General features: G+C 65.1%; 8 protein-coding genes and 3 pseudogenes. 6 read left to right on the top strand and 5 right to left on the bottom strand.

The genetic code is table 11. The features are described from left to right. Positions 1 to 112: 112 nt before the first annotated feature. Positions 113 to 1,417: an ABC transporter substrate-binding protein gene (locus tag ABFB10_RS00055; RefSeq protein WP_347164946.1), complete on the bottom strand. Its 1,305-nt coding sequence runs from the start codon at positions 1,415 to 1,417 to the stop codon at positions 113 to 115. A 167-nt stretch (positions 1,418 to 1,584) separates the two neighbouring features. Between ABFB10_RS00055 and ABFB10_RS00050 the strand changes: the two genes are divergently transcribed. Beyond that, complete coding sequence (locus ABFB10_RS00050; RefSeq protein WP_347164814.1) at positions 1,585 to 2,937, top strand: NAD(P)-binding domain-containing protein; 1,353 nt, start codon at positions 1,585 to 1,587, stop codon at positions 2,935 to 2,937. Between the two features lie 797 nt (positions 2,938 to 3,734). Next, positions 3,735 to 4,383 (top strand): annotated as a pseudogene (locus ABFB10_RS00045) (helix-turn-helix domain-containing protein). Between the two features lie 67 nt (positions 4,384 to 4,450). Here ABFB10_RS00045 and ABFB10_RS00040 read toward each other — a convergent pair. The 4 genes from ABFB10_RS00040 to ABFB10_RS00025 form a co-directional block, all read right to left on the bottom strand. Continuing rightward, on the bottom strand, positions 4,451 to 5,518 hold the full coding sequence (locus ABFB10_RS00040) for a heme-dependent oxidative N-demethylase family protein (RefSeq protein WP_347164813.1): 1,068 nt from the start codon (positions 5,516 to 5,518) through the stop codon (positions 4,451 to 4,453). An 11-nt stretch (positions 5,519 to 5,529) separates the two neighbouring features. Next, positions 5,530 to 6,516: a PDR/VanB family oxidoreductase gene (locus ABFB10_RS00035; RefSeq protein ID WP_347164812.1), complete on the bottom strand. Its 987-nt coding sequence runs from the start codon at positions 6,514 to 6,516 to the stop codon at positions 5,530 to 5,532. Beyond that, complete coding sequence (dmmA, locus tag ABFB10_RS00030; RefSeq protein WP_347164811.1) at positions 6,513 to 7,115, bottom strand: dimethylamine monooxygenase subunit DmmA; 603 nt, start codon at positions 7,113 to 7,115, stop codon at positions 6,513 to 6,515. The genes ABFB10_RS00035 and dmmA overlap by 4 nt, the downstream gene beginning before the upstream one ends. A gap of 98 nt (positions 7,116 to 7,213) precedes the next feature. Then, positions 7,214 to 8,359: an aminomethyl transferase family protein gene (locus ABFB10_RS00025; RefSeq protein ID WP_347164810.1), complete on the bottom strand. Its 1,146-nt coding sequence runs from the start codon at positions 8,357 to 8,359 to the stop codon at positions 7,214 to 7,216. 607 nt (positions 8,360 to 8,966) lie between these two features. Here ABFB10_RS00025 and ABFB10_RS00020 point away from each other — a divergent pair. The 4 genes and pseudogenes from ABFB10_RS00020 to glnT all read left to right on the top strand — a co-directional run bounded on the left by ABFB10_RS00020 (position 8,967) and on the right by glnT (position 13,319). Further along, a complete protein-coding gene (locus ABFB10_RS00020) occupies positions 8,967 to 9,863 on the top strand; it encodes a class II glutamine amidotransferase (RefSeq protein WP_347164809.1) in 897 nt (298 codons plus the stop codon). 3 nt (positions 9,864 to 9,866) lie between these two features. Continuing rightward, positions 9,867 to 10,546: pseudogene (locus ABFB10_RS00015) on the top strand (protein GlxC). 12 nt (positions 10,547 to 10,558) lie between these two features. Continuing rightward, a pseudogene (locus ABFB10_RS00010) lies at positions 10,559 to 11,904 on the top strand (FMN-binding glutamate synthase family protein). Between the two features lie 86 nt (positions 11,905 to 11,990). Beyond that, positions 11,991 to 13,319 carry a type III glutamate--ammonia ligase gene (gene glnT / locus ABFB10_RS00005; protein ID WP_347164808.1) on the top strand — a complete coding sequence of 443 codons (1,329 nt, stop codon included), beginning with the start codon at positions 11,991 to 11,993 and terminating at the stop codon, positions 13,317 to 13,319. Positions 13,320 to 13,469: the final 150 nt, after the last annotated feature.

The raw sequence follows: 13,469 nt of genomic DNA, 5'->3' as shown, positions 1-13,469 counted from the left end.
CGCCGCCTGCGATGACCGGGTTGCCCGCCCCGCCCGGCCTCTTGCGCAGCGGTGACCGCAGGCCGCTGGTCGGCGGCGGCCCCATCCGTCAAGGCGCAGCGCGCGGGGCCTGTCAGTCTCCGGCTTCGCGGGTCAGAAGGCCGGTGGTCTGCACGGTGCCGGCCTCTGCGCGCTGCTGCCACAGCTGCCCCATCGACTGCAGGTGCCTGCGCAGCAAGGTCTCGTGCCGCTTCAGCCAGTCCGGGACCGACCGGAACTCGGCGATCTGCGCCTTGCCGTCCACCAGGCGCACCACCGGCCAGTCGCCGATCAGCGCATTGTCGATGCCGAAGACCTGCTCGCCCCACCAGCGCGCGGGGCCGAAGGCATGGGTCACCGGCTCCATCTGCTTCATGGTGGTCAGGACCGAAACCGGCGAGACCGAGGCGACCTTTTCCACCGCCGCGTGCCAGATTTCGAGAATCGCCACATACTCCCAGCTGACCGCGCTCCAGGTCTCGGGGTAGCGGGCGTTGTATTCCCGGTAGAACTCCTTGGGACGGTTGAAGAAGAACGCCTTGCGCGCCAGCTTGGGGTCGTCGAAATCGGGGAACTGGAACAGCGTGCCCTCCATGAAGGCGCGCGACGTCCGCGCCACGCAGCGCGGGTAGTTGTCGAAGGTGCAGGACAGGATGCGCCCGTCGAAACCGGCTTGATAGGCGTATTCCGTCATGGCGTGCACCATCGGCGTGTAGCTGGTGCACCAGCACAGGACGTCCGGCTTCTGGGCCAGCATGGGGTCGACGATGGCGGCGACGTCGGTCTCTTCCGGGTCGTAGAGGATGTCCTTGACCACCGGCAGTCCCGCCGCCTCGAAGGCAGCGCGATAGGTGGCCGTTGACGGCAGCCCCAGCGCATCTCGCTGGCTGCACAGGGCGATCCGGCGGCGCTGCGGTTCGTTCTCGGCCAGCCAGTCGACCGCGGTGACGTTGAAGACCGGGTGCACCTCGGAGGGCGCGATCAGGTAGCGCGTGTCCGGCGACAGGTCGCTGGGCAACAGGGTCGAGGTCAGCACGCGCCTCTGGTTGAGGAAGGATCGCAGCGGCGTGAAGGTGTCGCCGCCCAGCATCATCAGCAGGCTGACCCCTTCGGTCAGCACCAGATGCCGGGCGCCTTCCATCGCGCGCTGCGGATCGTAACCGCAGTCGAAGGGGATGATCCGCAGCGGATAGCGGCGGCCTCCGATCAGGATGCCCCCTGCCCTGTTCAGCCACTCGGCCCAAAGCTCGCAGCCGTAAAGGCCCGGAAGACCCCACGAGCTGACCGGGCCGCTCAGGGGGGCCAGAAAGCCGACATTGACCGGCTCTGTCATCCCGACGCGATCATTGGGAAACAGCGAGGTTACGGCGATGGTCTGTGCGAAACTTGATCCCAGCATACCAATCTCTACCATTCGAGTGCCTTTTTACAAGACGGCTAATATTCACCCGAGGGTAAATTTGTTTGCCTCCGTGAAAAAAGTATTTGACAGAACGGCGGCACAGGGGTGACATTTGGTGCAACCAATAAGTACCAATAAAGTCCTCTTCAGCATGGGAGACAGAAATGACCAAGAAACGGGTTGCCATCATCGGGGCGGGACCGTCCGGCCTTGCCCAACTTCGCGCGTTCCAGTCGGCGGCGGCAAAGGGCGAGGAAATCCCCGACATCGTCTGCTTCGAAAAGCAGGACAACTGGGGCGGGTTGTGGAACTACACCTGGCGCACGGGGCTGGATGAGAACGGCGAACCTGTTCACTGCTCGATGTACCGCTACCTGTGGTCCAACGGCCCGAAAGAGGGCTCGGAATTCGCCGATTACTCTTTCGAAGAGCATTTCGGCAAGCAGATCGCCTCTTACCCGCCGCGCGCCGTGCTGTTCGACTACATCGAAGGCCGCGTGCAGAAGGCCGGGGTCCGCGACCTGATCCGCTTCAATACCGCGGTGCGCTGGGTCAGCTTCGACGAGGCCACCGGCCAGTTCACGGTCACGGTGCACGATCACACCAAGGACCACGTCTACTCGGAAGACTTCGACCACGTGATCTGCGCATCCGGCCACTTCTCGACGCCGAACGTGCCCTATTACGAAGGCTTCGAATCGTTCAACGACCGCCTCGTGCACGCGCATGACTTCCGCGACGCCCGCGAGTTCTCGGGCAAGGACATCCTTGTCGTCGGCTCGTCCTACTCTGCCGAGGACATCGGCTCGCAGTGCTGGAAATACGGCGCCAAGTCGATCACCTCGTGCTACCGCTCGGCGCCCATGGGCTTCAAATGGCCCGACAACTGGGAAGAGAAGCCGGCGATGGAGAAGGTCAGCGGGAACACCGTCTACTTCTCGGACGGCACCACCAAGGACGTGCAGGCGATCATCCTGTGCACCGGCTACAAGCACTTCTTCAACTTCCTGCCCGACGACCTGCGCCTGAAGACGGCCAACCGCCTGGCGACGGCGGATCTCTACAAGGGCGTGGTCTTCGCCAACAACCCCAAGCTCTTCTACCTCGGCATGCAGGACCAGTGGTTCACCTTCAACATGTTCGACGCGCAGGCCTGGTGGGTGCGCGACGCGATCATGGGCAAGATCGACCTTTCGGGCGTCAGCAAGGAGCAGATGCTGGCCGATGTGAAGGAGCGCGAAGCGCGTGAGGAAGTGGACGACGACGTGAAATACGCGATCCGCTACCAGGCCGATTACATCCAGGAGCTGGTGGCCGAGACCGACTATCCCAGCTTCGACATCGACGGCGCCTGCGAGGCCTTCTTCCAGTGGAAGAAGCACAAGGCCGAGGACATCATGGGCTTCCGCAACAACCGCTACAAGTCGGTGATGACCGGAACCATGGCCCCGGTGCACCACACGCCGTGGAAGGACGCGCTGGACGACAGCATGGCGGCCTACCTCCAGAACGCCTGATCCGGCACCCGGGGCGCGAGACCGTAAGCGCGCCGGGTTCCCTTGCATCCGCGACGCCCCCGACACGCCTGTGTCGGGGGCGTCGTGCTCTGGGCCGATCCGCGCAGGATCGCGACCCGGCCCCTGCCCCCGCTGATGCGCGCAGGGACAGAATCCCGCCGCGCTGTCCGGCGGATCGGTCGGCCTGTCATCGCGGGAATCGGCGGGAACAGCGATCCGGGACCGCGATTCTGCCGCCTGCGGCGGCGGATTTCGCTCATTTCACGAGAAAAATTATTTCAGGGAATCAACGGCTCGCGGCCTCGCGCGCTGCGATCTGAACCACTTCGAACCAATGGAAGCGGGGCGCAACCTGTTGTCCTGGCCCGTCTCTGCGGGGCCGCAGGCGGCGCTCTTGCACCGTGGCCGCCAAGCCCCTGACTGCGCATCGACCCACACCGGGATCGTCAGCGGGCTGCTGCCTGCGGCGCGAGGTCTTCCTTCAAGACCAAGGGTCAAGCCCGCCTTTCGGATGCATGAGCAAGAAACCTCCGCCCGTCGGCGAGGCGCCGCCAAAGGCAATTCCGCGGAAGCCTTCTCTGGCCGATTGCGCCGGTACGATCCGCCTAGGCCCGCCGGAGACGTCGCGAATTCGGTATAGAGGGCGGTTCAGGCTCTTCGGGCTTCGGGCCAATAGAACCAATCAGACCAATTTTTTTAACCACAGGAAAACTTTTTTGCAATGCAGTGAAATTCCGCTAAAAGTAAGAAGCGTGGACGTTAGCCTATACAGTGATTTCATCGAGGGATATGCAGGCATGAAAATTGACACCCCCAAGGCCATGACCAAGCTCATCCAGGATCCCCACAGCATTCGCGAGGAACGCGAGAAGGTTCTAGAAGTCGCCATCGGTACGTGAAGTCCGCGCCTACCGGAAGAAGCAGAACATCACCGTGGCAGAGCTGTCTGCCCTGACCAATCTGTCGATCGGGATGCTGTCGAAGATCGAGAACGGCAATACCTCGCCCTCTCTGACCACGCTGCAGACCCTTGCGAATGCCCTGTCGGTGCCGATGACGGCCTTTTTCAAGGGCTTCGAGGAACGGCGCGAGGCGGTGCACACCAAGGCGGGCGAAGGGGTCGAGATCGAGCGGGCGGGCACCCGCGCCGGGCATCAGTACAATCTGCTGGGCCATATCGGCGCCAATTCCAGCGGCGTGATCGTAGAGCCCTACCTGATCGTGCTGAACAACGAATCCGACACCTTCAAGACCTTCCAGCACGACGGGATCGAGACGATCTACATGCTGGAGGGCTGTGTCGGCTACCGCCATGGCACGGAAACCTACCGGCTGGAGCCGGGCGACACGCTGTTCTTCGACGCCGACGCGCCGCATGGACCGGAAGAGCTGATCCGCTTCCCGATCCGTTACCTTTCGATCATCTGCTACCCGCAACGCACCTGAGGGGCGCCGGTTTCTTCGAAAGAAACCGGCCCGGAAACTTTGGAAGTTTCCGGGCCCCGTAGGGATGTCAGCGTTGCAGCGGCGGCTCGCTGTCCACGTCCGGCCAGATGCCGGGGCTGGTGGGCAGGCCGTCGTCGTATTGCGACAGGTAGTCCAGCATCATCGGACGGTTGTCGATGAAGCCCTTGTAGGTCGCCAGCTCGTCGGGCAGGTCGCTCAGGACGCGGTGCAGGCGGCGGCCCCATTTCGGCACCGTCACCACGTCCTGAAAGGCGATCAGGTAGCAGCGGATCGGGAAGAGCAGCGCGTTCGAGCGCGGCAGCCGGAAGAAGGTCTGCAACTCGACCCGCAGGTGCTGCTTGGCGCCGATGTTCTCGGGCGTCAGCGTGGTCTTCTGGATGCCCCATTTGTGGTAGTTCTCGGGGCTGGTATCCAGACGCGGGTTCACCGTCATGGTCCAGTTCAGCCGCCGCGCAGGGGCACCCTGCTGGACGTTCAGCAGGAACTTCAGGGCGCGCTTGAAGATGCCCATCTCATGCGCCAGCGGCACCGGGGCGTGCCACTCGAAGAAGTTCATGCCGATGTCGAAATCGAGGCTCCAGTCGGCCTGCGTCGTCACCATGCCCGCGTCCATCCACAGCATCTCGTCGCGCTGGTCGAGCACGGCGAAATCGCCCTGTGTCTGGCGGGTGATGTATTCCAGCGGACCACAGGGCAGCGTGGTCTCGTCGAGGAAGGTAAAGCTGTGGTCGATGCCCATGGGCTTGTTGACCCAGCGCCAGCGGTCGCCGTCGCGGTGCAGCTCGAAGAGGTCGGGGTAGTCCTCGGACTTCGACACCATGATCAGTTCGAGCGTATCCCAGCCGGCCAGCGTCATATGCGGCAGCGACTGGCAGCGCAGCGGGTCCTCGGCCAGCACCAGCGCGCGGTCCTGCATCTCGGACAGGTAGTGCTCGTCGACGTCGAAACGTTTCTCGTAGATCGAGCCCTCGGGCCCGCCCTGGTGCTGCTCCATGTTGACCGAGTACATGTAGCTGTCCTCGTGGAACGGGAAGGGGAAACGCTTGATCGCCCAGGCGGAATTGCGGAAAGAATAGTCGTCGCGGAAGGTCTCTTCGTTGAACTGGATCGTCATGTCGCTGCTCCTTACCGGTCCAGAACCAGCGTCTTGCCGACGAAGCGGCTGACGCAGGGCATGATCTTCTTGCCGGAGGCGTGGTCTTCCTCCTCCAGCCAGTGGTCGCGGTGGACAAATTCGCCGTCCGCCTCGATCACGTCGGTTTCGCATTGGCCGCAGGCCCCGCCCCGGCAGAGGAAGGGCGCGTCGACGCCGCAACGCTCCATCGCTTCCAGCAGGCTTTCGTGTTCGCCCACCTGGATGGTGATGTTCGAGCGGCAGAGCCGCACCTCGAAGGGCTTGCCGGGCTGCGGCGCGAGGAATTCCTCGGAGTGCACGGCCTCTTCGGGCCAGCCATGGGCGGTGGCGGTGCTGTGGACCCAGTCGATCATGCCCGCCGGGCCGCAGACATAGACATGGGTGCCCAGCGGTTGACCGTCGAGAAGATCCGCCAGCGGCAGCGCCTGCCCCTGATCGTCGTAATAGACATGCACGCGCGCCGGGTAGCGGGCGGTCAGCTCCTCGGCGTAAGAGGCCAGCGCGGCGCTGCGGGTGGCGTAATGCAGTTCCCACTGCCCGCCCATGCGGTCGAGCTGCGCGATCATCGCCATGAAGGGTGTGATGCCGATGCCGCCCGCCAGAAAGACGTGCTTGCGCGCCCGCATGTCCAGCGCGAACAGGTTGACCGGGTAGCTCAGCGTCATCGTATCGCCGACCTTGACGTTCCGGTGCATGAACAGCGACCCGCCCCGACCCGCGTCGTCGCGGCGCACCGAGATCGCGTAGGTCGTGGGATCGGCGGGGTCGGACATCAGCGAATAGGGATTCAGGCGGGTACGGTCGCCGTCCTTCATCTCGATGACGGTATGTGCACCCGCGGAGAAGGGCGGGAAGGCTTTGCCGTCGGCGCGGGTGAACTCGAACCGTGTCACAAGCTCGTTCAGCGGCACCACCGCAGAGACGGTGACGGCAATGCGCTCGGCACCGGCGCGGGCTTTCTGGGGCGCGGCGCTCATGAGTACAGCCTCACCGCTGCGGGGACATTGCCCGGGTCTTCGGCGTCGATGCAGACGCCCTGAAAGGCGGCGATGCGGCGCGAGTAGTGGTCGCGCACGAACAGGTTCAACCCGCAGTGGGAACAGGTGAAGGGATCGGTCATGACGTCCTCGGTGATGCCCTTGCAATGCACGCATTGCATCCGACGCGCGACAGAGCCGCGGTGTTCGGTCTGGATGGCGGTATGCGGGATGCCTGCGGCGGTGGCCTCGTTCATGGCCTGCCCCATCAGTCCCTCGGTTCCGGCAAGGTAGACCTGCAGCCCCATATGCGCGTCCGACAGCACCCGGCGGATGCGCGGGACCGAGGCCTCGTAGCTGGGCCCCTCGTGGAACTGCGCGGGGTTCAGCGCACGCAGGCGGTCCGCGAAATCGGTGCCCTTGGGGATATAGATCACGTGGGCTTGGGTCATCAGGCCGGCGTCCTGCGCGGCGAGATCGAGAAGCGCCTCGGCGCCCTCGGCGTCGGCGATCATCAGGTGGCCCTTGCCCGGGCGCGGCGTGAGGGTGCCGTAGACCGGGCGGCTCTGGATGCTTTCTGGAAACTGGAACTTTGACATCGCGGTGGCTGCTCCATCTTGCTGCTGCGACTGCCCCTCGGGGGGCCGGACCATGGATATGGAAAGGGGCGCCCCGTGAAGGACGCCCCTGCCAACGATCAGCCCTTTGCGGTGCGGATCGACTTGTCCTTGTCGTAGAAGGGCATTTCCTCGGCGGTGCAGGCGATTTCGGTGCCGTCCTCGTTGCGCACGGTCAGCTTGGTCCCCGGCACGGCGCAGTCCACCGGCATCCGGGCGATGCCGACATTGTAGCCGTTGAGCTTGGAGTACATGCCGTAGGTCACGACGCCCACGGTCTCGCCGTCCTTCAGAATCGGTGCGCCCATGTCGGCGGGCGTCGTGCCATCCAGCATGACGCCGTAGATCTTGAAGCGCTCCTTGCCCTCGGCGGCATAGTGGTTTTCGGCGCCGCGGAAGCCGGTCTTGCCCGGCGAAACGGTGAACTCCAGCCCCAGTTCCCACAGGGTGTCGCCGCAGGGCTCGTCCTTGAACGGATAGGTTTCCGAGTTGTCGCCGGGATAGAACAGCAGGTAGCTTTCGGTCCGCAGCAGGTCGAGCGTCGAGAACTGCACCGGGCGGATGCCCTCGTCGGTGCCATCCTTCAGGATGCTGTCCCACAGCGCGATGGCGTGGCGCGCCTCGCAGAAGATCTCGTAGCCGCGTTCGCCGGTGTAGCCGGTGCGCGAGATCATCACCGGGTAGCCGAACAGCTTGGTCTGAACGATGCCGAAATAGGCCAGATCGCGGATGCCCGGCACGTGCTTGGCAAGGAAGTCGACGGCGGTCGGGCCCTGCAGCGACATGTCGTGCAGGTCGTCGTCGAAGATCACCGCGACGTTCTTGCCATGGGCCGCCAGGGCAATCGATTCATTGCCGGTGCCGGTGCCATGCACGACCATCCAGTGGTTGACCGAGATGCGGTAGATCACGCAGTCGTCGATGAACTTGCCGTCGTCGTTCAGCATGCAGGCATAGACCGCGCGGCCCGGCATCAGCTTGTCGACATTGCGCGTCGTGGCGCGATCGATCACGGCGGCCGCATGCGGGCCGGTCAGGTGGATCTTCTTCAGACCCGAGACATCCATCAGCCCGGCCTTGGTGCGCACGGCTTCATAGTCTGCCACGGCCCGCTCGTCCGTGTGGTCGTAGAACCACGCGGTGCCCATGCCGTTCCAGTCCTCAAGCTCTGCGCCAAGTTCCGCGTGGCGCGGAGCAAGCGCCGAAGTTCTGTAGATGATCGCCATAACGCGCCTCCCATTCGTGTTAGTTTGGCAAGCATTCAGACCCGAGTCGCCGCAAAAATCAATACTTTCGTTCAGATTTTTTTCCTAACGGGAAAACTCCCGCCTGGGCTGCCGCTTTATATGCGCTGCGGCGCGCGGCCCCCCTGACTGCCGCGCCATGGGGTCATGGCCGCCCTTTCGGGTGGCTTTGAAACGACTTTTTACCAATGCCAGGCGTCATCATCAGGCAGGAGCCGATGCATGGCAACCGAAAGACGCGCAGGCCCGCATTCACCGGGATCCATGCCCCGGGGCCGGTGATCTCTATGCGCTCGATGCATCCGGGCACTGCCCGCCGCAGTTCGCGCCGGACGTTCCTCGCGCCGGAACACCCGCCTGCCCCGTGCCGCGCAGAGGTGGCGGGCCGGTGTCATGCGGGCCACAGGGCGGGGGGCGCGGTTTGTCGATTTCTCATGTTTGCTGAGGAAACCGGCGGGTTTTTGGGCGATTTGGCAGGCTTGATTGACTGTGAGGAAAACTTTTTTCATATCAGTTGCGGGATCAGGGATCGGGTGCTAGCCTTTCGTCAGGTGCCCGCGGGCAGAATCAAGAAGTGGAGCAAACGCGAATGTGCGGGATTGTCGGACTCTTTCTGAAGGACAAGGCGCTGGAGCCGCAGCTTGGCGCCCTGTTGACGGACATGTTGATCACCATGACCGATCGCGGCCCGGACAGCGCCGGGATCGCCATCTACGGCAATACCGCCGAGGGCCGGTCGAAGCTGACGGTGCAGTCGGACGAGGGTGACGCGGCCTTCGGCGATCTCGCCGAAAAGCTGGGCGCGGCGATCGGCGCCGGGGTCGGCCTGACCCGCAAGGACAGCCACGCGGTGCTCGACCTGCCCGCCGACAAGCTCGCCGAGGCGCGCAAGGCGCTGGCGGATGTGGCGCCGGGCGTGCGCGTCATGTCCTCGGGCGAGACGCTGGAGATCTACAAGGAAGTCGGCCTGCCCAAGGACGTGGCGGCGCGCTTCGAGGTCTCGAAGATGCAGGGCAGCCATGGCATCGGCCATACCCGCATGGCGACCGAATCCGCCGTGACCACCATGGGTGCGCATCCCTTCAACACCGGCCCCGACCAGTGCCTTGTGCACAATGGCTCGCTGTCGAACCACAACTCGCTGCGCCGCAAGCTGCGCCGCGACGGGGTCCATATCGAGACCCAGAACGACACCGAGGTCGGCGCCGCCTACCTGACCTGGAAGATGCAGCAGGGCGCGACGCTGGGCGAGGCCCTGGAAGGCGCGCTGCAGGATCTCGACGGCTTCTTCACCTTCGTGGTGGGGACCGAGGACGGCTTTGGCGTGGTGCGCGACCCGATCGCCTGCAAGCCCGCCGTCATGGCCGAGACCGATCAATACGTTGCCTTCGGCAGCGAATACCGCGCGCTGGTGAACCTGCCGGGCATCGAGGATGCCCGCGTCTGGGAACCCGAACCCGCAACCGTCTACTTCTGGAAGCACTGAGACATGCAGACATTTGACCTTGCGGTAGAAGGGCTGCGCTCGCTGAACGAAACGCTGCACGCGCAGGCCGGAAGCACCAACCAGACCGCACTGGGAAGTCGTCAATCCGCGCGGCAGCCATGCCATTGCCGTGGGCCTCGACGCGCCCATCGAGGTCTCGGTCAAGGGCTCCACCGGCTATTACTGCGCCGGCATGAACAAGCAGGCCACGGTGCATGTGCACGGCTCTGCCGGGCCGGGCGTGGCCGAGAACATGATGTCGGGCACCGTCATCGTCGAGGGTGACGCCAGCCAGTACGCCGGCGCCACCGGGCGCGGCGGCACGCTGGTCATCAAGGGCAATGCCAGCTCGCGCTGCGGCATCTCGATGAAGGGCATCGACATCATCGTGCACGGCAACATCGGCCATATGTCGGCCTTCATGGCGCAGTCCGGCAACCTGGTGGTCTGCGGCGATGCCGGCGAGGCGCTGGGGGATCTCGCTTTACGAGGCGCGGCTCTTCGTGCGCGGCTCGGTGAAATCGCTGGGCGCCGACTGCATCGAGAAGGAGATGCGGCCCGAGCACCTGACGCTGCTGGCCGAGCTGCTGGAGCGCGGCGGCTGCGACGCCAAGCCCGAAGAGTTCAAGCGCTACGGCTCGGCCCGCCAGCTGTACAACTTCAAGCCTGACAACGCCTACTGAGGGGCCCGCCAGATGAAAGACGATACAAGACACGCGCCGCGCACCACGCCGATCCAGTCGGCGACCTTCTCGCAGTCGATCAACGCCGAGATCCGGCGGGCCGCGGCGACCGGCATCTACGACATCCGCGGCGGCGGCGCCAAGCGCAAGGTGCCGCACTTCGACGACCTGCTGTTCCTCGGCGCCTCGATCTCGCGCTATCCGCTGGAAGGCTACCGCGAGCGCTGCGACACCTCGGTGACGCTGGGCACGCGCTTTGCCAAGAACCCGATCCAGCTGGATATTCCGATCACCATCGCGGGCATGTCCTTCGGCGCGCTCTCCGGTCCGGCGAAAGAGGCGCTGGGGCGCGGCGCCACGCTGGCGGGCACCTCGACCACCACCGGCGACGGCGGCATGACCCCGGAAGAGCGCGGCCATTCGCAGCGGCTGGTCTACCAGTACCTGCCCTCGCGCTACGGCATGAACCCCGACGACCTGCGCCGCGCCGATGCCATCGAGATCGTCGTGGGCCGGGGCGCCAAGCCCGGCGGCGGCGGCATGCTCCTCGGGGCAGAAGATCTCTGACCGCGTGGCCGAGATGCGCAACCTGCCCAAGGGCATCGACCAGCGTTCGGCCTGCCGTCACCCGGACTGGACCGGGCCGGACGACCTGGAGATCAAGATCCTCGAGCTGCGCGAGATCACCGGCTGGCGCGTGCCGATCTACATCAAGATCGGCGGGGCGCGGCCCTACTTCGACACCACGCTGGCGGTCAAGGCGGGCGCGGATGTGGTGGTGCTGGACGGCATGCAGGGCGGCACCGCGGCCACGCAGGACGTCTTCATCGAGCACGTCGGCCAGCCGATCCTCGCCTGCATCCGCGAGATCCGTGCGGGCGCTGCAGGACCTGGGCATGCACCGCGAGGTGCAGCTGGTGGTCTCGGGCGGGGTCCGCACCGGCGCCGATGTGGCCAAATGCATGGCGCTTGGCGCCGATGCGGTGGCCATCGGCACGGCGGCGCTGATCGCGCTTGGCGACAACGATCCGAAGTGGGAGGCCGAGTACCAGAAGCTGGGCACCACCGCGGGCGCCTATGACGACTGGCAGGAGGGCCGCGACCCGGCGGGCATCACCACGCAGGACCCGGACCTGATGGCGCGCTTCGATCCGGTCGAGGGCGGGCGGCGGCTCAACAACTACCTCAAGGTGATGACGCTGGAGGCCCAGACCATCGCGCGGGCCTGTGGCAAGAGCCACCTGCACAACCTCGAACCCGAGGACCTCTGTGCCCTGACGCTGGAGGCGGCGGCCATGGCCAAGATCCCCCTCGCCGGCAGCGACTGGTACCCCGGCAAGCCCGGCACCGGCTACTGACCAGAGCTCTTGCGGCGCGGCCCTCTCGACGGGGCCGCGCCGTTTCTGTGAAAAACAAACGAAAAGACAACAGGGAAACAGCGGAAATGACCATCGACCCGGCCGCCTACGCCAAGGACAAGGGCGTCAAGTACTTCATGATCTCCTACACCGACCTCTTCGGCGGCCAGCGCGCCAAGCTGGTCCCGGCGCAGGCCATCGCCGGCATGCAGAAGGACGGCGCCGGCTTCGCGGGCTTCGCCACCTGGCTCGACCTGACCCCCGCGCATCCCGACATGCTGGCGGTGCCGGACCCGTCTTCGGTAATCCAGCTTCCCCGGCAGCCCGAGATCGCACGGGTCGCCAGCAACTGCGTGATGGAGGGCCAGGACGTCGCCCAGGCGCCGCGCAACGTGCTGCGCCGGCTGATCGACGAGGCCGCCGAAGAGGGGCTGCACGTCAAGACCGGCATCGAGGCCGAGTTCTTCCTGCTCACCCCCGAGGGCGACGAGATCTCCGACCCCTTCGACACCGCCGCGAAGCCCTGCTACGACCAGCAGGCCATCATGCGCCGCTACGACGTGATCCGCGAGATCTGCGACTACATGCTCGATCTCGGCTGGGGCCCCTACCAGAACGACCACGAGGACGCCAATGGCCAGTTCGAGATGAACTGGGACTTCGACGACGTCCTGAAGACCGCCGACAGGCATTCCTTCTTCAAGTTCATGACCCGCTCGGTGGCCGAGAAGCACGGCTTCCGCGCCACCTTCATGCCCAAGCCCATCGAGGGACTGACCGGCAACGGCTGCCACGCCCATATCTCGGTCTGGGACGCGCCCGGCAAGGCCTCGAAGGAGAACGTCTTCGCCGGCAAGGGCGAGGGCCAGACCGGCGAGCTGGGCCTCTCCGAGCGCGGCAAGCACTTCCTCGGCGGCATCATGAAGCACGCCAGCGCCCTGGCGGCGATCACCAACCCCACGGTGAACAGCTACAAGCGCATCAATGCGCCGCGCACCACCTCGGGCGCCACATGGGCGCCCAACTCGGTGACATGGACCGGCAACAACCGCACCCATATGGTGCGCGTGCCCGGCCCCGGCCGCTTCGAGCTGCGCCTGCCCGACGGCGCCGCCAACCCCTACCTGCTGCAGGCGGTGATCATCGCCGCCGGCCTCTCGGGCATCCGCTCGAAGGCCGATCCGGGCAAGCGCTGGGACATCGACATGTATGCCGAGGGCCACAAGGTCACCGGCGCGCCCATGCTGCCGCTCAACATGCTCGACGCCATCCGCGCCTATGACGCTGACCCCGAACTGAAGACCGCCATGGGCGACGCGTTCTCGACCTCCTACATCAAGATGAAGCGGCAGGAGTGGAACTCCTTCGTGAACCACTTCTCCGGGTGGGAGAAAGACAACACCCTCGACATCTGACCCCGGTTCGCCTTCACGACAAAGCCCCCCTCGCAGCAGCCTGCGAGGGGGCTTTCCATTTATACCAAGGGCTGCCGCCCCCGGCGGCAAGATCGTCGACGATCTTGCCCAAATTCCATCCATGGAATTTGCGCTCCGCAATCACCCGGA

The sequence above is a fragment of the Ponticoccus litoralis genome, from assembly GCF_039769985.1.
Lineage (GTDB): Bacteria > Pseudomonadota > Alphaproteobacteria > Rhodobacterales > Rhodobacteraceae > Ponticoccus > Ponticoccus litoralis.
The sequence above is the reverse complement of the archived record's forward strand: the minus strand, read 5'-3'. Positions and strand labels throughout refer to the sequence as shown.